17 protein-coding genes and 1 tRNA gene are annotated in these 19,578 nt (G+C 72.3%); 9 read left to right on the top strand and 9 right to left on the bottom strand.

The genetic code is table 11. From position 1 onward, the window contains the following. Positions 1 to 274 precede the first annotated feature (274 nt). A complete protein-coding gene (locus CAP_RS26060) occupies positions 275 to 1,009 on the top strand; it encodes a glutathione peroxidase (RefSeq protein WP_044245852.1) in 735 nt (244 codons plus the stop codon). A 340-nt stretch (positions 1,010 to 1,349) separates the two neighbouring features. Here the strand turns inward: CAP_RS26060 and CAP_RS26065 are convergent, their stop codons facing one another. The 3 genes from CAP_RS26065 to uppS form a co-directional block, all read right to left on the bottom strand. Next, positions 1,350 to 1,820: a YchJ family protein gene (locus CAP_RS26065; RefSeq protein WP_044245853.1), complete on the bottom strand. Its 471-nt coding sequence runs from the start codon at positions 1,818 to 1,820 to the stop codon at positions 1,350 to 1,352. A gap of 37 nt (positions 1,821 to 1,857) precedes the next feature. Beyond that, positions 1,858 to 1,934: transfer RNA gene (locus tag CAP_RS26070), tRNA-Arg, on the bottom strand. Positions 1,935 to 2,155: 221 nt separating this feature from the next. Beyond that, positions 2,156 to 2,893 carry a polyprenyl diphosphate synthase gene (gene uppS / locus CAP_RS26075; RefSeq protein WP_044245854.1) on the bottom strand — a complete coding sequence of 246 codons (738 nt, stop codon included), beginning with the start codon at positions 2,891 to 2,893 and terminating at the stop codon, positions 2,156 to 2,158. Positions 2,894 to 3,351: 458 nt separating this feature from the next. Between uppS and CAP_RS26080 the strand changes: the two genes are divergently transcribed. Continuing rightward, positions 3,352 to 3,732 (top strand): VOC family protein, encoded by a 381-nt coding sequence (locus tag CAP_RS26080; protein WP_044245855.1) that lies wholly within the window; start codon positions 3,352 to 3,354, stop codon positions 3,730 to 3,732. Positions 3,733 to 3,793: 61 nt separating this feature from the next. Here CAP_RS26080 and CAP_RS26085 read toward each other — a convergent pair whose 3' ends face one another. From CAP_RS26085 to CAP_RS26095, 3 genes are all read right to left on the bottom strand, one after another. Further along, positions 3,794 to 5,167 carry an ATP-binding protein gene (locus CAP_RS26085; RefSeq protein WP_044245856.1) on the bottom strand — a complete coding sequence of 458 codons (1,374 nt, stop codon included), beginning with the start codon at positions 5,165 to 5,167 and terminating at the stop codon, positions 3,794 to 3,796. Continuing rightward, on the bottom strand, positions 5,164 to 6,036 hold the full coding sequence (locus CAP_RS26090) for a winged helix-turn-helix domain-containing protein (protein ID WP_081865263.1): 873 nt from the start codon (positions 6,034 to 6,036) through the stop codon (positions 5,164 to 5,166). Before CAP_RS26090 ends, CAP_RS26085 begins: the two co-directional genes overlap by 4 nt. A gap of 85 nt (positions 6,037 to 6,121) precedes the next feature. Then, on the bottom strand, positions 6,122 to 6,709 hold the full coding sequence (locus CAP_RS26095) for a hypothetical protein (RefSeq protein ID WP_044245857.1): 588 nt from the start codon (positions 6,707 to 6,709) through the stop codon (positions 6,122 to 6,124). A 172-nt stretch (positions 6,710 to 6,881) separates the two neighbouring features. Here CAP_RS26095 and CAP_RS52570 point away from each other — a divergent pair, with 172 nt between their 5' ends. Both CAP_RS52570 and CAP_RS26110 read left to right on the top strand, forming a co-directional pair. Next, on the top strand, positions 6,882 to 7,946 hold the full coding sequence (locus CAP_RS52570; protein ID WP_197041358.1) for a hypothetical protein: 1,065 nt from the start codon (positions 6,882 to 6,884) through the stop codon (positions 7,944 to 7,946). Positions 7,947 to 8,067: 121 nt separating this feature from the next. Further along, positions 8,068 to 9,645 (top strand): ATP-binding protein, encoded by a 1,578-nt coding sequence (locus tag CAP_RS26110; RefSeq protein ID WP_081865265.1) that lies wholly within the window; start codon positions 8,068 to 8,070, stop codon positions 9,643 to 9,645. Between the two features lie 177 nt (positions 9,646 to 9,822). Here the strand turns inward: CAP_RS26110 and CAP_RS26115 are convergent, their stop codons facing one another. Then, positions 9,823 to 10,815, bottom strand: coding sequence for a tetratricopeptide repeat protein (locus CAP_RS26115; RefSeq protein WP_044245862.1), 993 nt, complete (start codon positions 10,813 to 10,815; stop codon positions 9,823 to 9,825). A gap of 287 nt (positions 10,816 to 11,102) precedes the next feature. On the opposite strand from CAP_RS26115, the gene CAP_RS26120 reads away from it, so the two are divergent. Both CAP_RS26120 and CAP_RS26125 read left to right on the top strand, forming a co-directional pair. After that, a complete protein-coding gene (locus tag CAP_RS26120) occupies positions 11,103 to 12,611 on the top strand; it encodes a sigma-54-dependent transcriptional regulator (RefSeq protein ID WP_044245864.1) in 1,509 nt (502 codons plus the stop codon). A 3-nt stretch (positions 12,612 to 12,614) separates the two neighbouring features. After that, positions 12,615 to 13,829 (top strand): formylglycine-generating enzyme family protein, encoded by a 1,215-nt coding sequence (locus tag CAP_RS26125; RefSeq protein ID WP_044245865.1) that lies wholly within the window; start codon positions 12,615 to 12,617, stop codon positions 13,827 to 13,829. 51 nt (positions 13,830 to 13,880) lie between these two features. Here the strand turns inward: CAP_RS26125 and CAP_RS26130 are convergent, their stop codons facing one another. Both CAP_RS26130 and CAP_RS26140 read right to left on the bottom strand, forming a co-directional pair. Beyond that, positions 13,881 to 14,270 carry a VOC family protein gene (locus tag CAP_RS26130; RefSeq protein WP_044245866.1) on the bottom strand — a complete coding sequence of 130 codons (390 nt, stop codon included), beginning with the start codon at positions 14,268 to 14,270 and terminating at the stop codon, positions 13,881 to 13,883. Between the two features lie 266 nt (positions 14,271 to 14,536). Next, positions 14,537 to 16,897, bottom strand: coding sequence for a hypothetical protein (locus CAP_RS26140; protein WP_156041152.1), 2,361 nt, complete (start codon positions 16,895 to 16,897; stop codon positions 14,537 to 14,539). 132 nt (positions 16,898 to 17,029) lie between these two features. Here CAP_RS26140 and CAP_RS26145 point away from each other — a divergent pair, with 132 nt between their 5' ends. Genes CAP_RS26145 through CAP_RS26155 form a run of 3 tightly spaced genes read left to right on the top strand, consistent with a single transcriptional unit; the run spans position 17,030 to position 19,562 of the window. After that, positions 17,030 to 17,659 (top strand): hypothetical protein, encoded by a 630-nt coding sequence (locus tag CAP_RS26145; RefSeq protein ID WP_231511704.1) that lies wholly within the window; start codon positions 17,030 to 17,032, stop codon positions 17,657 to 17,659. Further along, the gene (locus tag CAP_RS45560; protein ID WP_052375958.1) at positions 17,656 to 18,873 is read left to right on the top strand and encodes a P-loop NTPase family protein; all 1,218 of its coding nucleotides are present in this window, start codon (positions 17,656 to 17,658) and stop codon (positions 18,871 to 18,873) included. The genes CAP_RS26145 and CAP_RS45560 overlap by 4 nt, the downstream gene beginning before the upstream one ends. Next, complete coding sequence (locus tag CAP_RS26155) at positions 18,870 to 19,562, top strand: hypothetical protein (RefSeq protein WP_156041153.1); 693 nt, start codon at positions 18,870 to 18,872, stop codon at positions 19,560 to 19,562. Before CAP_RS45560 ends, CAP_RS26155 begins: the two co-directional genes overlap by 4 nt. The last annotated feature ends 16 nt before the right edge of the window (positions 19,563 to 19,578 follow it).

Consider the following 19,578-nt stretch of genomic DNA (forward strand, 5'->3'; position numbering starts at 1 on the left):
GCTGCCTCTCCGCCATCAGGGAATCTTATCGGGATGATAAGCGCGCGCTGTCCTTCCCTTCCCCGTCCGTCCCTTGATTTCTCGGCCTGCATGTCCATGTTTCAGGTCCTCTGCAGCGGTGCCTCGCTCCCGTCAGGAGCCGGATCCGTCCAGAAGCCGCTCAACCTGAACGGGCCCACGCCCGGCAGGGCCCCGAGGCGCACATGCACGCCGCGGAGCGGTGGCAAAGCGGCTGTTCCATCGATATAAGGACCGCCCAGAAAAGGAGCCTGTCATGTTCACCTCTCGAGAAGGTCAGCGCGTCCCCGACGTGACCCTGCGCGTTCGTCAGGACGGCCAGTGGAAAGACATCACCACGAAGGAGCTGTTCGGCGGGAAGACCGTGGTGGTCTTCGCCCTGCCCGGCGCCTTCACCCCCACCTGCTCGACGGCCCACGTGCCCCGCTACAACGAGCTGTTCCCCGGCTTCAAGGCCAAGGGCGTGGACGAGATCGTGTGCGTGTCCGTGAACGATTCGTTCGTGATGGACGCCTGGAAGCAAGACCAGAAGGCCGACCACATCACCTTCGTGCCCGACGGCAACGGGGTGTTCTCCGACGCCATGGGCATGCTCGTGGACAAGGCAAACCTCGGCTTCGGGAAGCGCTCCTGGCGCTACTCGATGCTGGTCCGCGACGGGGTGATCGAGAAGCAGTTCATCGAGCCCGAGGTGGAAGGCGACCCCTACGAGGTCTCCGACGCCGACACGATGTACAAGTACATCGGCGGCCAGCAGCAGCACGACGTGCTGCTCTTCACGAAGCCAGGCTGCAGCCACTGCGCCCGCGCCAAGCGCCTGCTCGAGGAGAACCACCTGACCTACGCCGAGCTGCCCAGCTCCCCCCGCATCCTGCGCGCCCTCCCCGGCGCCCACACGACCCCCCAGGTGTTCGTCGACGGCAAGCACCTCGGCGGCGCCGACGAACTGGAGCAGTGGCTGAAGAGCAACACCTCCGCCAAGGCCTCCTGAGGTACTGCGGTACTGCGTACGGCGAATCAGGGGCCTCGCGGCCCCTAGTACTGCGTACGGCGAATCAGGGGCCTCTGAGCCCCTAGTACTGCGTACGGCGAATCAGGGGCCTCTGGGCCCATAGTACTGCGTACGGCGAATCAGGGGCCTCTGGGCCCCTACGCTCCCGATGGTCGCTACCCCCGATGCTCTCCAGGGCGCCTCGCCAGGGAGCAGCGGGGGCGAACACGGACGTGAGGGGCGCGTGACCCGCACGCCTCGCTGACGACTCTCCTCCCCTCCCCTCAGACACAGACGCTGGAAGCTGCACGCAGCAGCGTTGCCGATCAGGACGTGGTGCTCAGGCGCGCCTGGGGAACGTGGCGATGGTGAGGCCCGCGCCGTCGGCCGGAAGCTCGCGCGCGCCGACGAGGGAGCCCGAGGCATAGCGCCAGCCGGTGCCGTCGTGGCGGAAGTCGGAGAGCTCGACGAAGGAGACGTCGCGGCCGCGCTCGAAGAGCTTGGCGAGGAAGAGGACCTGCGCGGTGCCGGCAGCGTCGTCAGGCACCGAGGCGTCGAGGAGGGTGAGGCCCATGTAGCGGAGCTGGTTGCCCTGCAAGGCGCGCGCGTAGGCGGCAGGGCCCTCGGCGCGGTCCTCGTGCTGCGCGTCGAGGGTGCGGAGGAGGTACGCGGCATCCTTGAGGGCGAAGGCGGCGTAGCGGGTGCGGACGAGGGTGCTGGGATCCGGCGGCTCGGCCCCGGCATGGTAGGAGGCGCAGCAGTCGCGGTAGGCGCGGCCGGAGGTGCAGGGACAGAGCTTCGGCTTGGCCACGGTGCGGTGCTTCCCCTCCCCTCCCCTTCGCGGTTGATGGCACGCCCGGCAGGATTCGAACCTGCGACCCGCGGCTTAGAAGGCCGCTGCTCTATCCAGCTGAGCTACGGGCGCGTGAGCACGAGGGCCCCCTCGTACCGCAAGACGGCGCCAGAATCGAGAGGACAGGTGGTGCGACAAGCGCGTGGACAGGGCGATGAGCCGGGGTTCACGAGATGACCGGGAAAGCGTCGCGAGCGACCCGCGGCCAGGAAGGCCGACCGAGGGATCCTCTTGGATTTCGAGGGAGGCAGACCGACGACGCGGGGCGCGCAGCAGCTTTCCCGGTCAGCTCGTCAAGGCAGGGCGGCGCGGGTGACCTGGTCGCCGGTGCGGCCATAGCGGCGCTGGCGGCGGCTGAAGGCAGCGAGGGCCTGGTCGAGCACCGGCTCGTCGAAGTCGGGCCAGAGGACGTCGGAGAAGAACAGCTCGGCGTAGGCAGACTCGAAGAGGAGGAAGTCGCTGAGGCGCTTCTCGCCGCCCGTGCGGATGATGAGATCGGGGTCGGGCAGCTCGCTCGTGGTGAGGAAGCCGCGCAGGGAGGCTTCGTTGATCTCCTCGGGGATGACAAGGCCCGCCTGGGCGCGCGCGGCGAGGGCGCGCATCGCGTTCACCATGTCGCGGCGGCCGCCATAGCTGAGGGCAAGGGCGAGGGTCATGGCCTTGCCATCACGGGTCGCCTCGACCATCTGCTCCACGGCGCGGCGGGTGGGAGTGGGCAGGTCGTCGAGGTCGCCGATGACCTGCACGGCGACGCCGCGGCGGACGCACTCCTCGACCTCGGTCTGCGCGAACTCCAGGCAGACGCGCATCAGGCCGTCAATTTCTTCCTTGGGGCGCGACCAGTTGGCGACGCTGAAGGCGTAGAGGGTGAGGTTCTGGATGCCCCGCTCCCTGCACGCGCGCACCGAGAGGCGCACCGCCTTCAGGCCCTCCTCGTGACCCCTCGTGCGTGGAAACTCGCGGGTGGTCGCCCAGCGGCCATTTCCATCGAGGATGATCGCGATGTGCCTGGGAAGGTTGGGATGAGCCATGGATATTTCCTTCTGAGAGGTCGACCCCACTGTGCACCAGAACCAGGCAGCGCGTGCGCTCCCACGATGATGGCATCGTGGAGGTTTCGTGGAGACGGAGAACGGGGGCCCACCAGGACGGCTCCGTGCAGTCTTTGTGAAGGGTGCCACTGTCGGTACACGGGGCCCAGCAAATCCGAGCGGAAACCGGAGGAAAGCGGCGTGAACACCGCCGCAGAGACGCGGCTGGGCGGGAGGTGGAGGCGGCAATCCAGGGGGACCTGGTGGGGGGGCGCGCACACTTGCCTGCATGGCCAGGGAGTGCCCGTAAGGTCCACGTCGCCTGGACGGCCGGCGGCCCCACCCGAGGGAGGGCCGAGGCCTCCGGGACCCAGGCCGTCCGGGGTCGCCGGCCACCGTGTGCCGAGGTCCATGCGCCCCGTTGAGCGGGTGGCTGGCCCGAGTTAGGGGCCTGACCGATGCGTGCACATTTCATCCTCTACGTTCGAGATCCTGCTGCGAGCCGCGACTTCTACGAGAGCGTCCTCCAGAGGGCGCCGTCGCTCGATGTGCCTGGAATGACGGAGTTCGAGCTCGGTCCAGGCATGGTCGTCGGCCTCATGCCCGAGGCCGGAATCAAGCGCCTGCTCGGTCCCGAGGTCGACCCGTCCAGGCTCCACGGCCCGGGACGCGCAGAGATCTACCTCGTCGTGCAAGATCCCGCTGGCCACCATGCGCGCGCCCTCGCCGCGGGGGCGCGCGAGCTGAGCCCACTTGCGCTGCGAGGCTGGGGGCACCGCGCCGCGTACAGCGTCGACGCGGATGGATACGTGCTCGCGTTCGCAACGCCCGTCGCCTGAACGCCGCCCGCGTGAGGTGCGCGCGGTGTCGCCGTCGCCGCGTGAGCCCTCTGGCCGACCTTTAAATGGAGGGGAGGAGGAGGGAGAAGGAGACGGTGGGGGGGCCGCGCTCGATGCACTCGATGGAGCCGCTGTGGGCTTCGGCGATGGCGCGGACGATGGCGAGGCCGAGGCCGGTGCCGCCCTTGTCGGCGCGGGTGGTCACGAAGCGGCGGAACATGCGGGGGGCGACGCGGCGGTTGATCTCGCCGGGGTTGCGCACGGTGAGGGCGACGTTGCCGCCCACGCGGGTCAGCTCGATCTGGATGGTCTGCTCGGGCTCGCCATGGGTGCTGGCGTTGTCGAGCAGGTTGTCGAGGGCGCGGCTGATCCAGCGGGCGTCGCCGCGGACGCGGGCGTCGGCGGTGATGGAGAGGGTCACCTGGCTGCCGCGCTCGCGGGCCCGGGCAGCGGCGGACTCGGCGACGGGGCCGAGGTCGACGATCTCCATCTCCTCGACGCCGCGCGCCTCGATCCGGGCGAGGGAGAGCAGGTCGCCGAGCAAGGCCTCGATGCGGGCGGTGGACTCCTGGATGCGGGCCACGAAGCGGCCTGCCTCCTCGCGGTCGTCGAGGGCGCCGCCTTCGAGCACCTCGGCGCTGGCGCGGATGGCGGCGACGGGGTTCTTGAGTTCGTGGGAGAGGTCGGCGGCGAAGGTCTCCACGAAGGGGCGGCCCTCCAGCTCGCGGCGCATGGAGTCGATGGCGCGGGCGAGGCGCTGCACCTCGCGGCCATGGGCGGGGGGCGGGGAGGCGCGGCGCTCGCCCTCGCTGACGCGCACGGCGAAGTCGGTGAGCACCTCGATGGGCGCGGCGATGGCGCGGCCGATGAGCAGCGACGACACCGCGGCGGCGGCGGCGAGCACGGTGCTCAGGACCAGGATGGGGGGCGCGAAGTCGGCGACCATGCGCTCGACGACGATGGTCGGCTTGACGACGCGCACGGCGCCCACCTGGGTGCCGCGGACGATGACCGGGACCGTGACGAAGACGTTGCCGGGCTCGCCGGGGGAAGGGCCGCTCGCGCGCACGGTGCGGCCCTCCGGATCCAGCAAGGCGATGTTGAGGACCACGTCGAGGCCGCGGGTGTCGACGCTGCGCACGTCGTCGAGACGGACGCCGCGGGACTCCATCTCGGTGGCGACGAGGGCGGCGAAGACCGTGGCCTCGTCGCGCGCGGAGCCCTCGGCGAGGAAGCGGGCGCGGGCCTCGATGCGGTCGATCACCAGGACGCCGAGGCCCACCGCGAAGGCGCCGATGACGCCGCCGAGGGCGATGAAGATCTGCATGCGTACGCTCATCCCGGCGGTGCGGGCGCGCACCAGGCGCGAGACGAACGAGGAGACCAGGAGGATGAGGGCGATCGCGGCGACGGCCGTGATGACGAGCCGGATCATCCCTCGCCCTTGCCGCCGCCCGCGCCGCCACCCGCGCCGCCACCCGCGCCGCCACCCGCGCCCTCGGAGCCCGCGTCGGAGGCGTCGGGGGACGGTTTGTCGGTGACCCGGTAGCCGACGCCGCGCACGGTCTCGATGAGGCCCGCGTCGCCGCCCGCCTCGACGACCTTCTTGCGCAGCGCCTTGACGTGCGAGTCGATGGTGCGGTCGGTGATGGCGAAGCCGTCGCCCCAGACGCGGTCGATGAGCTGCGGCCTGGTGAAGACGCGGCCCGGGGCGGCGAGCATGCAGGAGAGGAGGTCGAACTCGACGCGGGTGAGGTCGACGAGCTGGCCGTGGACGTGGGCGCGGCGGGTGGACTCGTCGACCTGGAGCGGCAAGGAGCGCGCGTCGGGGAAGGCATGGACGCCGAGAGTGCCGGGAGCGGCGAGAGTGCCAGGAGCGGCGAGAGTGCCGGGAGCGGCGAGAGTGCCAGGAGCCTGCGCGGTGGCCGCGCTGCCAGCCGCGTGGCCGGCGGCGCGGCGGAGGACGGCGCGGACGCGGGCGACGACCTCGCGGGGAGAGAAGGGCTTGGTCACGTAGTCGTCGGCGCCGGTCTCCAGCGCGGCCACCCGGTCGGCGACGTCGTCGCGGCTGGAGAGGACGATGATCGCCGCGGTGGCGCCGCTCCTGCGGGCGAGGCTGAGCAGCTCGAAGCCGCTGCCGTCAGGGAGGGTGAGGTCGAGGATGACGAGGTCGGCCCACGCAAGCTCGCGCTCGGCGTCGGCGAGGGTGGTCACCACGGTGGTGGTGAAGCCGTCGCGCCGCAGAAAAAAGGCGATGGACTCGGCGATCGCCGGCTCATCCTCGACCACCAGGACCTTGGCCATCGGCGCGAGCCTAGTCGAGCCGAGGGGCGGTGGGCTACTGGACGAAGATGCGGGCCGAGAGGCCGCTGATCCAGGGTGCGCAGCATCAGCCGGCGACGGCGGCGTCGGTGATCTCGCGCAGGACGCCGAGCAGCAGCTCGTAGCCGCCGGGGTTCGGTTGCACGCCCGCGAGGTGCACGACGAGGCCGCCGCGCGCGCGCAGCTCGATATGGCCCTGGAAGCCGCGGTCGTGCAGGAGGCGGCGGAGGCGCGGGTGGAAGGCGCCGGCGGCCACCTCGGGGGACGAGGCGAAGGTGGCGGCGCCGGCGTCCCACGCGGGATCACCGAGGGTGACCGGGATGGGCGGCGGGCCTTCGAGGAACACCACGCGGGTGAGGAAGTGCTCGCCGAGGCGCGCGGCGGCGCGGCGGGTGATGCCCGGGTGCACGGCGAAGCCAAGGAGCGTGCGTTCGAGGGGCGCCTCGCCTTCGGGGGCGTACCAGGGCTCGGCGATGCAGAGGTGCCTGCTCCCGGAGGCCGTCCAGGTGCAGGCGTTGTAGTAGGCGCTCGGCGGGGTGATGGTGGCGTACGGCTCCCACTGCCGGAACCACGCCTCGTCGGGGTGCGCGGTGAAGGAGAGGCGGCGCGAGGCGGCCCAGTGCGCGAGGATCTCGGTTCCCGGCGGCAGCGGCATGGGATCTCGAGATGTACCGCGTCTCCAGCCGGGCGCGATGCCTCATCGCCGGGATGGCGCGATGCCCCAGCGCGCGGATGGCGCGATGCCCCAGCGCGCGGACGGCGTGATGCCCCAGCGCGGGGCCAGCGCGGGGAGCAGAGCGCGGGGGCGATCGCGAAGGTGAGGGTGGATGACGCTTGCCTCCGGGGCTTCGCGTCTGGTCCCCTCGTCGATCATGCAGCAGCCTCCTGGGTATCCGCCGCCGCCCGGAGGCGGCCATGGACCGCCGCCGGGCGGTGGGTATGGACCGCCGCCGGCCGGAGGGCCGCCAGGCCCAGGGGGCTACGGGCCGCCAGGCGCGGGACCGCCAGGCGCGGGACCGCCAGGCGGGGGGAGCTACGGACCGCCGGGCGGTGGGTATGGACCTCCTCCAGGAGGACCGCCGGGCGGTGGATACGGGCCGCCGCCAGGAGGACCGCCGGGCGGTGGGTACGGGCCACCGGGAGGACCGCCGGGCGGTGGGTACGGGCCACCGGGAGGACCGCCGGGCGGTGGGTATGGACCGCCGGGCGGTGGGTATGGGCCGCCTCCGGGCGGTGGGTATGGGCCGCCGGGCGGTGGGTATGGGCCGCCGGGGGGCGGGTTCGGGCCGCCGAAGAAGGATGGCCCGTCGATCGCGGTGTTCGCGCTCATCGGGCTCATCGCCTTCGGCGTGCTCGGGCTCGGGAGCTGCCTCGTGTGCTTCTACGTGGGCGGGAAGAGCGCGAGCACGGCGCCGGAGACCATGCCGTCCGCGGAGCCGTCCACCACCAAGGCGCCGGGCAGCGAGCCGGTGTGGATCACGAGCGATCACCCGTACGTGAAGTTCATCGCGCCGCCCGGGTGGACGCGCTCGCTCAAGGGGGACTGGGGCGTGTTCCGCGCGCCGGACGGTCAGGCGGTCTTCGCGTTCACCACCTTCGATCAGCCCGGGGAGTCGACGGCGCGGCTGAGCAAGGCGGCGTGGGCGCTCGGGGTCACCGACATCGGCTGGGGATCGCCGGCCGGAGGGACGATCGGCAAGGAAGGGTTCAAGGCGCGCATGGGCGAGGGCTCGTGCAACTTCAACGGGCCCGGCGGCTACATCTGGTACGCGACCGTGAACGCGGGCTCCTCGGACCAGATCCTGCTCATCTACACGGTGAGCGCGCGGGGCGACAAGACGCACAAGGACGCGGCGCTCACCGCGGTGCACTCGCTGCAGCGGCGCCCCTAATCCTCCGGTCTCCGAGCCCGCCCAGGGCTCTTTGCGCGACGCGCACGCGAAGCCTCAGGGGTAGCGACCCTCGGGAGCGTAGGGGCCGCAAGGCCCCTGATTCAGGGTACGCAGTCCCGCGGTGAAGCGGCGTTTCAACGTGGCCGGGCCGTGTCGACCGGACTGGCACTACATGATCCCTGCCGAGCGGCGGTTGCCCGAGGCGCCAGGCCTGGTGGAGCAGCGGGGCTACTTCGTGGTCCACGCGCCGCGGCAGACCGGGAAGACGACGGCGCTGCGCGCGCTCGCGGAGCGGCTCACGCGCTCGGGGCGCTACGCGGGGCTGCTCTTCTCCTGCGAGGCGGCGGAGGTGGCGGGGGATGATTACGGCGCGGCCGAGCAGCTCCTCCTCGCGGACATGCAGCGCAAGGCGGAGTCGACGCTGCCCGAGGAGCTGCGACCCCCGCCGGCGCCTGCCTCGCCGCCGGGGGCGGTGCTGGGGGGCGCGCTCGCGGCGTGGGCGCGTCGGTGTCCCCGGCCGCTGGTGTTGATCTTCGACGAGATCGACGCACTTCGCGGCCAGAGCCTGATGAGCGTGCTGCGGCAGCTCCGCGCAGGGTACGACGAGCGCCCGGCGGCGTTTCCCTCGTCGGTGATCCTGTGCGGGCTGCGCGACGTGCGGGACGACAAGGCGGCGAGCGGAGGGGATCCGGTCCGGCTCGGGACCTCGAGCCCCTTCAACGTCAAGCTCAGCTCCCTGCGCATCGGCGACTTCACGCCGGAGGAGCTGCGGGAGCTCTACGCGCAGCACACGGCCGACGAGGGGGTGGGCTTCACGGACGCGGCGCTCGCGCGCGCCTGGGAGGTCAGCGCGGGCCAGCCCTGGCTGGTCAACGCGCTGGGCCGCGAGATGACGGAGAACATGCCGGTCCCGGAGGACCGTACCTTCGGTGTCGAGCAGGTGGAGCGGGCCAGGGATCGGCTGATCCTGGAGCGGGCCACGCACCTCGACTCGCTCGCGCACCGGCTCGCGGAGCCGCGGGTGCGGCGGATCATCGAGCCCGTGCTCGCCGGCACCTACGAGGGGGGCGGTCATGCGTACGAGGACGATCCGTCGTACGTGCGGGACCTGGGGCTCGTCGCCGCGGACGCGCCGCCGCGCATCGCGAACCCGATCTACCGCGAGGTCGTGGTGCGGGTACTGGCGTCGTCGGCCGAGTCGAAGCTTCAGGCGCCGCCGAAGGGCGCGTTCCGCTTGCAGGATGGGAGGCTCGCGTTCCGGAGGCTCCTGCGCGCGTTTGCGGCGTTCTGGCGGGAGCACGGGGAGGTGCTCGCGGCGGGGATGCCGTACCCGGAGGTGGCGCCGCAGCTCGTGCTGATGGCGTTCCTGCACCGGGTGATCAACGGCGGCGGGTTCATCGAGCGGGAGTACGGCGTGGGGCGCGGACGCATGGACCTGCTGGTGCGGTTCCCCTACACGCGGCCCGACGGGTCAAGCGGCGTGCAGCGGCGGGCCATGGAGCTGAAGGTGTGGAGGCGGGGGCAGAAGGACCCGCGCGCGCAGGGCCTCGCGCAGCTCGACGAGTACCTGACGCGGCTCGGGCTGCTCCGGGGGATGCTGGTGATCTTCGACGCGCGGGGAAAGCTCGCGCGCCGCACGCCGCGCTTCGAGGAGGCGACGACCGCAGGCGGGAGGGCGGTCACCATCCTCCGAGCCTGAAACTGGAGGGGTGCGCCGTCTTACTCCATACGGCCGGGGACATTGTCCGCTTCCCGAGGCGACGGGCGTCAGGCCCGAAGGGGCAGAGCGCTCCGGGAACCGCGCGTGGATCGCGGCGTGGGGGGCCCTGACGAGCTTTGCTCGGCGGGGGGCGGGCGCGAGCCCCTGCCGTGTGACTTAGAAGCGGCCGAAGATGGAGACGCCGCCGAAGCCGTAGCCGACGGAGGGGGAGAGCGAGATCGACGCGGCGGGAGGGGGCGGCGCGGTGGGCGCGGGGACTGTGGCGGGAGCGGCGCCGGGGGGCGCGGCGGGCGACCCGGAAGGAGCCGGGGATGCGGGATCCGCAGGTGTCACCGCGTCGCTGCCTGCGTCGCTGCCCGCGTCGGGGTCGGGCGTGTTGCGGTAGACGGGCACGGGCTTGTTGAAGAGGAAGTGCCAGGCGAGGCCGCCGCCGATGGCCAGGGCGCCCACGCCCATCACCACGGCGCCCGCGGCGACCTGGCTGCGTCCGCTGTTGCCGCGATCGGCGATCTGCGGCTCGCAGTTGGTGCGGTCGGGGCACTCCCGCTCCGCGGCGGCGATGGAGGAGAAGCCGATGGGGAGCATGATCCCCCCGATGGCCAGCGCGGCCCCGCCAGCGCCCGCGATGACGAGCGGGGCGTAGCCGTAGGGCTCCACCATCTCCGGCTTGGGCGGCGGCGGCTTGGGCGGCGGGGGCTTGACCGTGGGCCGCTGCGGCGGGCGGGCCTCCTGCTCGGCGCGGAGGGCGGCCTTGAGGTTCTGCACGCGCTCCTGGATGGTGATCGCGTCGGAGGCGTCCGGGGCGCGCGTCAGGTAGGACTCCAGCGTCTCGATGGCTGCGGTCCGGTCACCCTTTCGCTCGTAGGCGCTGGCGATGTTGATCAGCACCCCGTGCGCGGTGCAGTCGAACTCGTAGGCGTCTTTCCAGTACCGGATCGCGCGGTCGTAATCCGCGCGCTCGTAGAACTGGATCGCCGCCTTGTGAGCACCCTTGGCGCCCTCGAGATCCGCCTCCGTCGGCGTGCGGGCGCAGACGGTGTCCTCACTGCTCGGCGCGACGGGCAGGTTTGGCTCTTGCGCAAGGGCCCACCCGGTCGCGAGGAGCACCCCGGCGCCGATACCGACCCGAAAAGCGCGCAGCACCCGCATGCGTTCCACCTCCAAAGGAGCGGCGGCAGCATACTGATGCGCTCCCGAACCCGCGAGGAAATCGTGTAGCCGACGGAACAAAGGGCGAAGACAGGGGCGTAGCGGGGAAACAGCGGGTGATCCGGGGGTGTGCGCCGAGGGGGTATGCGCTGAGGGAGTATGCGCCGAGGGAGTATGCGCCGAAGGGGGTGTGGAGGAGGTGAAAGCCGGAGGGGAGCAGAAGCCTGGCGGGCGAGGCGCGACTGGCAGGCCGCCTGGCCCCGGGTTCTGGTAGGCTGCGCGGCGTGATGCTCCCTGAGAAGAAGCAGATTCTCGTCGTGGACGACGAGGCGAACCTCCGCCGGGTGCTCGCCGCCCAGCTCAGCCGGGATGGCTACGAGGTCCACACCGCAGAGGACGGTGAGGCGGGGCTCGCCTTCCTCAAGGAGCACCACATCGATCTGGTGCTCACCGACCTGCGGATGCCGAAGGTGGACGGCATGGACCTGCTCCGCGCCTCGCTGCGCGACGATCCGAGCCGCCCGGTGGTGATGATCACCGCTTACGGGACCGTCGACAACGCGGTGGAGGCGCTGAAGACCGGGGCCTTCGACTACATCACCAAGCCCGCCGATCAGGACGAGGTGCGGATGGTGGTGAAGAAGGCGCTCCGGACGCGGGATCTCGAGCGCGCCGACGCCACGCGCGACACGCGCGACCTGTCCACGCTGGCGACCCGACCGGAGCTGACCCGCTTCGGGATCATCGGCGAGAGCCAGGCCATCCAGGATCTCTACGCCATCCTGGAGCGGGTGGCCGACACCCCGACGACGGTGCTCATCGCGGGCGAGAGCGGCACGGGCAAGGAGCTGGTGGCGCGGGCGCTGCACGACAACTCGAGCCGCCGGGAGAGGCCGTTCATCAAGGTGAACTGCGCCGCCATCCCCAAGGACCTGATGGAGTCGGAGCTGTTCGGCTACGAGCGGGGCGCGTTCACGGGCGCGGTGGGCTCGAAGCCCGGGCGCTTCGAGCTGGCCTCGGGCGGGACCCTGTTCCTCGACGAGATTGGCGAGATCCCGAACGAGATGCAGGTGAAGCTCCTGCGCGTGCTGCAGGAGAGCGAGTTCGAACGGGTGGGCGGGATCAAGACCATCCGCGTGGACGTGCGCCTCGTCGCGGCGACGAACCGGGACCTGAAGCGGGAGATCGCGGCGGGCACCTTCCGGGAAGACCTCTTCTACCGGCTCAACGTGGTGCCGATCACCCTGCCCGCGCTGCGGGAGCGGAAGAGCGACATCCCCCACCTCGCGGCGCACTTCATCGCCAAGTTCAACGCGCGGCTGAAGAAGAACGTGGAGGGCATCGAGGGCGAGACGCTGGAGCGGCTCACCTCCTACGAGTGGCCCGGCAACATCCGGGAGCTGGAGAACGTGATCGAGCGGGCGGTGCTCTTCGCCGACGGGGCGCGGCTCCGGGTGGAGGATCTGCCGGAGGACGTGCGCATCGGCAGGCCGCAAGCCGCAGTGAGCGCGGCGCTGTCGCCAGCCGGAGCGGCGCAGGACGCGGGCTCTCAGGGGAATGGCCCCGACAGCGGGTCCGGGGCGGCGGCCGGAGGCTCGCCCGACAAGCGCGGGACCGAGGGGCTGAAGGAGCAGGTGAAGGCCGCGATGAGCAAGCTCGAACGCGATCTCATCGAGCGCGCGCTCCAGCAGACGGGCGGCAACGTCACCCACGCGGCCCGGCTCCTCAAGATCTCGCGCAAGGGTCTGCAGCTCAAGATGAAGGAGCTGAACCTGCGCGAGCGCGATCCGGACTGAGGGATGGGGCGAACACTCGCGGGCCTCGCGCTCGACACCACGCTCGCCACCACGCTCGCCCTGACGCCCGCCGCCTGCACCCGCGGCGGGGGGCCGAGCGGAGATCCAGACGCGGCGCCCCCCTGGGACGTGGCTGTCCCCGATCCCGAGCCGCGGCCAGGCATGGCGTGGATCCCGGGGGGCGTGCTGCTCGCCGGCACCGCCCCCGATCGCATCCCGCGCATCGCCGACGAGGAGATGGCTGGCGAGCAGGTGGTGATGCAGGGGTTCTACATGGACCTCTACCCCTACCCGAACGAGGTGGGGGCCATCCCCACCACGGCCGTGTCGCTGGCGGAGGGCCGCGCGCTCTGCGAGGCACAAGGCAAGCGGCTCTGCTCGGAGCTGGAGCTGGAGCGCGCCTGCAAGGGCCCGTCGAACACGGTCTACGAGTACGGGGATGCCTACAAGTCGGCGCTGTGCGGCACGGGTCAGGCGAAGAGCCTGATCCCGAACGGCTACAACGGCGCCTGCGTGAGCGGGTTCGGGGTCTACGATCTGCACGGGGGCGTGTGGACGTGGACGTCGAGCGCGTGGCAGCGGGGCAACGCGAAGCCCGGCCTCGTCACCCAGCGCGGCGGCAACGGGCTCGCCGGAGATCTCATCGGCCGCTGCGCACACGGGCGCGGGATGCGGCCCGAGGCGAAGCGCGCCGACACGGGGGTGCGCTGCTGCGCGGGCGAGCCGAACACCTTCGAGGTGGTGCTGGCGGTGACCCGGGGGCAGCCGCTGCGCTTGAACACGCCGCTCGACGAGAAGCTCGCCGGACAGCTCGCGGCGCTGGCGACCCCCGAGGCGCTCGCGACGAGCGGATCCCCCGGAGTGCCGGCCACGGAGGTGCCGTTCGCGGTGGAGCGGATCTGGGTGTGGCACCCGCTCGGGAACGAGGAGATCTTGCTCGGCGGCGGCTGCGCGCACCCTCCTGGCCAGAAGGGGCGCTGCGGCATCGTGGCGGCGCGGATGCGGTTCGACAGGCCCGTGCTGCTGTCGTTCGTGCCCTCCGACTGGTGGACGCCGACGCTCGGCGAGGCGGACTCGGCCCGTGAGCTGTACCTCTACGGCGGCGACCACGAGGGCGCGTTCCGGCGGCGGGTGAGCTACGAGTGGGGCCGGCTCGGGCTCGCCGACAAGGAGCGGAAGAGGAAGCGGAAGGGAACGCGGGAGCCGACGTTCGACTGAGGGGGGTGGGAAGGCGTGAATGAGGGCGAGAGCGTGGGAGAGGGGTGACGCTCAGCGGGTGAGCATCAGGAGGTTGCCGTCGGGGTCGCTGACGTAGGCGACGCGCTCGCCCCAGGGCTGGTCGCGGGGTTCGAGGACGATGGGGACGCCGGAGGCGCGGAGGTGGGCGACGGTCGCGTCGACATCGTCGACATAGACACACAGCTCGATGCGGTGGCCCTGGGCGGGGCGTAGGGGCATGCCGTGGAGCGGGGGCTCCGCGCCGATGGCGCCGAGGCCGAGCTCGGACTCGCCGAGCTTCATCACGAGGAAGACGGGATCGCCACTGTCGGGGAAGCGGTAGGTCTCGGTGCCTCCAAGGAGGTCCCGGTAGAAGTGGACCGAGCGCGAGAAGTCCGCGGCGGAGAGCATGGGGAAGAGGCGGCGAACGGCGCGCGGCATGGGCGGCAAGGTATCAGGCTGTGAGGCGGGTGGTCAGCGGGGCTCACGGCCCGAAGAGGAGGAAGCACCCACGCGCGCGAGCTTCGCTTCGAGGCGGTTCACCGGGATCATCCGCGACATCCCCTCGGCGCCCGAGGTCGCGCAGCACGCCGAGCGCTTCTTCGTGCTTGCCCGCGGCAATCAGGGCTTTGACATGCATGGCAGGTGACGGAGCGGTCGCGGGGTCCGCCTGCACGGGCGGTCGTGCGCGGAGGCCCGGGGTCATGTCACTGCGGGCTCGGGGGGACGATGAACGCGATCTCGCGGGGTGTGCCGAGCAGGAGCTCGTTCTGGTTGGTGCCCACGCGGGCCTTCACGGAGAGGGTCGCTTTGAACACCTGGGGCATCGCCTGCTGCGGCAAGGTGGTGTTCGACTTCGGGACCACCTGGAAGCAGATCTTCTGGCCGGGGACGACGCCTCGGGCACTTTCGTTCACGCCATCGGGCTGGTGCACGAGGCCCTTGGGGCCGGTCCAGAAGTCGGCGAGCTGTTCGAGGGCGTTGAGCGCGAGGCAAGGCACGCCCGGCTCGGCCTCGTCGTTGCCGCCAGAGGCGTTCACCCGGACCGTCTCGATGAAGCTGTCCACGGCGTCCACGGAGCTGCCGTCGGGCGCGGCGAGCACGCGCAGGTCGAGCTTGATGCCGCGGAGGAGGGCCTGCACGCCGGAGACGACGCTGGTGGAGACGCCGCTGCCGTTCGTGGTCACGTCGAAGACGAGGCGGCAGGTGCCGCCCGGGTTCGCGGCGCTGGCAGGTCCGTCGGGCGTGGCGACGAAGGTGCCGCCGAGGCCCGTCGCGCACTGGGCGCCGCCGAAGACGGAGGGGGGGACGTAGGAGCCGGTCTGGTCGGCGAGGTAGGCGAGATCCTCGTAGGGATCGGCGCCGGTGCGCACGCCGTCGGAGACCGAGATCCCGACGAAGCGGGCGCCGCGCGCGTTCATCTCGGTGATGAGGGTGTCGATGGTGGGCGTGGGGAACGGCGGCTGGTCGTTGAAGGGGTAGGGGTCGTGGAGGACCGTGGGGTTCGAGGCGCGGCGGCCGTTGTGGAAGGAGGCGTCGGTGATGAGCACCAGGATGGGCAGCGCGCTCGGGCGGAAGTGGAGCGATCCGTAGCGGCCCGGAGGGGCGACGGAGGGGGTCATCTGGCCGGAGTCCCAGATGAGGTACTGGCCGGTGAGGGCGCGCTGCATGGCGGCGACCTGGGACTCGGGGAAGTCGCGCCCGTCGTGCACGTTGAGCGCCTGCACGGCGGCGAGGTTGTTCGAGAGCGTGGTGCTGACGTGGCCCGTGGTGCCGGCGACGTAGAAGGGCAGGTCCTGGCCGGGGGTGCCGGAGGTGCCGGTCGGGAAGTCGTCGAAGCCGGCGACGCCCACCGCGAGGTCCGGGATGTCCTGGTAGAGCTGCTGGATGATGGTCGCCATGCCCGCCTTGAGGTTGGCGATCTCGCCGCCCATGGTGGCGGTGGTGTCGACGAGGAAGGCGACGTCACCCTGGCTGAGGCGGGTGCGCAGCGGGATGATGCGGGTGAGCGGCTCCGCGGGGAGCAGGTAGGGGAGCACGAAGTACGACTTGCCGAGGGTCGCCGGCGTCTCCTGAGGGTCGGCGGGATCGGAGGCCAGGGTGACCTCGATGAAGTCGCTCGTGCCGTCGCCGTCGGTGTCGACGATCGTGGGGCTGGTCTCGCCCGGATCGAGGGTGCAGGAGCCGTTGAGATCCTCGGCGCTGTCGGGGAGGCCGTCGCCGTCGGCGTCGACGTCGAGGTGGTTGAACCTGCCGTCGTTGTCGGTGTCGGGCGGCGGGTCCGCGAGGGTGTGCCCGGGCAGGACCTCGCAGGCGTCGGGGATGCCGTCGCCGTCGCTGTCGCTGTCGCGGAAGGCGGGGACGCCGTCGCCGTCCGGATCCGTCACGCCCTCGAAGAGGTCGGCGATGCCGTCGCCGTCGCTGTCGAGGTCGTCGAGGTCGGGGGTGCCGTCGCTGTCGGTGTCGACGCGGGCGCCGGTGTCGAGCTCCACGGTGTCCGGGAGCGAGTCGCCGTCGTTGTCGGGGTCAGCGTAGTCGGGGATGCCGTCGCCGTCGGTGTCGGCGGGGTTCGGGGCAGCGCGGGCGGGGTCGTAGGCCTGCCCGTCGGGGTAGACCTCCTGTCGATCGGGCAGCCCGTTGCTGTCGCTGTCGGTGTCCTGGAAGTCGGGCGTGCCGTCGCCGTCGGAGTCCTGGGGGAAGGCGCACCCGAGCGAGGCAGTCTGGCCCTCGATGGCGTCGGGGATCGTGTCGCCGTCGCTGTCGAGGTCCTCGGCGTCGGGGATGCCGTCACCGTCGGTGTCACCGGTGCCTTCGACCGCGTCCGAGATGCCGTCGCCGTCGGCATCGGGTGGGCACGGAGAAGGCAGGGCCTGTCCACCCTCGCCCCCTTGCCCCGCGCCACCCGCGGCCCCTGCGCCGCCCTCGCCGCCGGTGCCGGGGCCGCCTCCGCTGGAGGAGATCGACGAGGTCGGCGTGACCTGCGCTCCATCGCCCCCGGGTGAACAGCTCGCGCTCAGCGCACCAGCCACCGTCAACGCGATGACCCACGTTCTTTGCTGTATGGCCATCGAGGATCCCACATTAGCCTTGCGCCCCGCTGCTTGGAAGGGCAGCGCATGGGTCGACGCATGGATGGCAGCAGCCTGAACAGAGTCGGACCTGCAGAGGCGGCTGCACGGCGGCGGAGGATGCGCGCCCTCGTGTCCCTCTGCCGGGAGCGGCTGCGCCGGGCCCCCGGGGCGCGGTTCGGGACGGCGGCCGTGGTGGCGATCGCGTTCGGGTTCGGGATGGTGCTGGCCTTCGTGCAGCAGGACGGGGGCGCGGCTGCCGCCCTCGACGGGATGCTGCGCTCGGCGACGCGGTGGATGGCGTGGGTGGGAGGCGGGGCGATCGCGCTCGCGGCAGCCCACGACCGCGCGGCCGTCGACCGGCGCGACGGCATCGAGGCTCTGGCAGCCGTGCGCGGCGCGCGCGGGGGCGCCCTGCACGCGGCGCGGGCGCTCTCGGCGATGCAGATGATCGCGCTCGTGATCGGGGTGCCCGCGCTGGTGCTCGCGGTGGTCGGTGCCGGGCTCTCGGGATCCATGCCGGCGGGGCTCCGGGTGCTCGGGGTGGGCGTGGGGCTCGCGGTCTTCGCGGGGGCGGCGGGCGTGGCGCTGGGAGGGCTGGCTGCGGTGAGCGGGCGCGTCGCAGGCGCGCGGGGGCGCCTTGTGCTCGTGGCGCTGGTGCTGGTCCCCTGGGCTCTTGCGGATCTCGCGGGCAACGCTCGGTGGTCGATCCCGGGGGCGCTCGACACGTTCCTGTTCCTCGTCACCGGAGGCATGGCGTGACCTCGCGAGAGCCCTCGACGTCGCCTGAAGACGATCTGCCGGAAGAAGAGGCCTCGCAGGGGGACGCTGCGCAAGGGAGCGCCCCGCGCGATGACCTCTCGCGCGATGACCTCTCGCAGGGAGACGCCGCGCAAGGCGCCGTCGCCGCGCAGGAGGCAGAGGCACCGCCGCCTCTGGCTGCCGTGACACCGCCGCTCGTGCGGCTCGAACGGGTGGTGGCCAGCGACGATGCAGGTCCGCACGGAGACGCGCGAGGCCGCCTCCACCACGCAGAGGCAGCGTTCGCGCCGGGCGTGCACATGATCCTGGGCACGCCCGAGGACGGCACGCTGGCCCTCGCCCACGTCCTCTCGGGCCGAACCCGGCCGTCCAGCGGGCGCGTGCGCGTCGGCGGACACGACCCTGCGCGCCACGCGAAGACCCGCGCGCGCCTCGGAGCCCTCCTCGGGGCCCCGGAGCTGCCCGACACGCGCACGGTCGCTGCGGTCGTGGAGATGGCGCAGCGGGCGCGGGGCGAGGCGCGACCCTCCGCAGCAGCGCTCCTCGATGGACGGGGCCTCGGGCGCCTCCTCGCACGGCGGCCGGTGTCGCTGTCGTTCGCCGAGGCGCGGGCGGTGGAGCTCGCCCTCGCCCTGAGCACGCCGGAGCCGCTGTGCGTGGTCCTCGTGGAGCCCTTCGCCGAGGTGACCTCCCTCGACGCCGCCGCCCTGCGGGTGGAGCTGCACGCGCTGGCGGAGAAGGGCGCGTGCGTGTTGGTGCTGACCTCGTCACGGACCGATGCGTGGGCGCTCGGGGATCACGTCCACCAGCTCGATCGGGGCGTGCTGCTCCCCGCGCTACCGGCGGGACGCGGCGGCGAGATCGTGGTGCAGGTGGAGGAGCCACGCCCGGGTGAAGAGGCCGCAGGAGGCGGTGTCCGCGCCCTCGCCACGGCGCTGACCGAGGTTCCTGGCCTGCAGGCCGTCGCCTGGGAAGAAGCCCAGCGCGCGCCTCAGGTGCCCTCCGGGGGCGACACCCCTCACCCGACTCCCCCGGCGCCAACCCTTGCGCTCTCCACGTTGCGGGTGCGCGCGGCCGATCTCGATGCGGCGTCGCTCTCCATCCTCGACGCGGCGACCCGCGCTGGCGTGGTCCTCGCCTCCATCCGCACCGCGACACCGCCACCCACGCGGCGGCAGGTGGGGCGGACAGTGCAGCCCGGAGGTGGGCGATGAGCGCAGCCGGAGCGGTGCTGGCGGGGTTCACCACGGCGGGGCGGCGCCTCCTCGGGCGACGCGCGCTGGTGGCGGTCGTGCTCGGGGTCGCGCTCACGGCGACGAGCGCGGTGATCGAGCGGTCCACGGCGCCGGCCGGGGCCACGGACCGGGCGCTCACGGCGACCTTCCGCCTGGTGATCCCCCTCGTCGCCTTCGCGCTCACCGCCGACGCCGCAGACCGCGCGCGCCTGCGGGATGCAGCCTGGCCAGCAGCGCGCTTCGGCCTCGGGCGGGGCGGGGTGGCGCTCGGGATGGTGCTGGCCGCGGTGATGGGCGCTGCAGCCGTCTCCGGGCTGGTCGCGGTGCTGGCAGTGCTCGCGGCCCACGGTCCGGGCTCCCCACCGCTCGCCCGGGACGCCCTCGTGAGCAGCTACGTCGGGGCGCTCGCGGGCGCTGCGTACGGCGGCTGGTTCTCGCTCGGGAGCACCTTCCTGCGCCGCGGTCGAGGACGGGTCGTGCCCCTCGCCCTCGATCTGCTCTTCGGTGGGTCCGCGGGCGTGCTCGGGGCCATGCTGCCCCGGAGCCACGCGACGAACCTGATCGGCGGGGAAGCGCCGCTCGGGCTCGCGCAGCAAGGGAGCGCCGGGATCCTGGTGGGCATGGCGCTCGTGCTGGGGCTCCTCGCAGCCTTCCGGACGCGCGACTAGCCCAGCGCCGCCCCAC

Origin of the sequence: Chondromyces apiculatus DSM 436 (genome assembly GCF_000601485.1) — a bacterium.
GTDB classification, from domain to species: domain Bacteria; phylum Myxococcota_A; class Polyangia; order Polyangiales; family Polyangiaceae; genus Chondromyces; species Chondromyces apiculatus.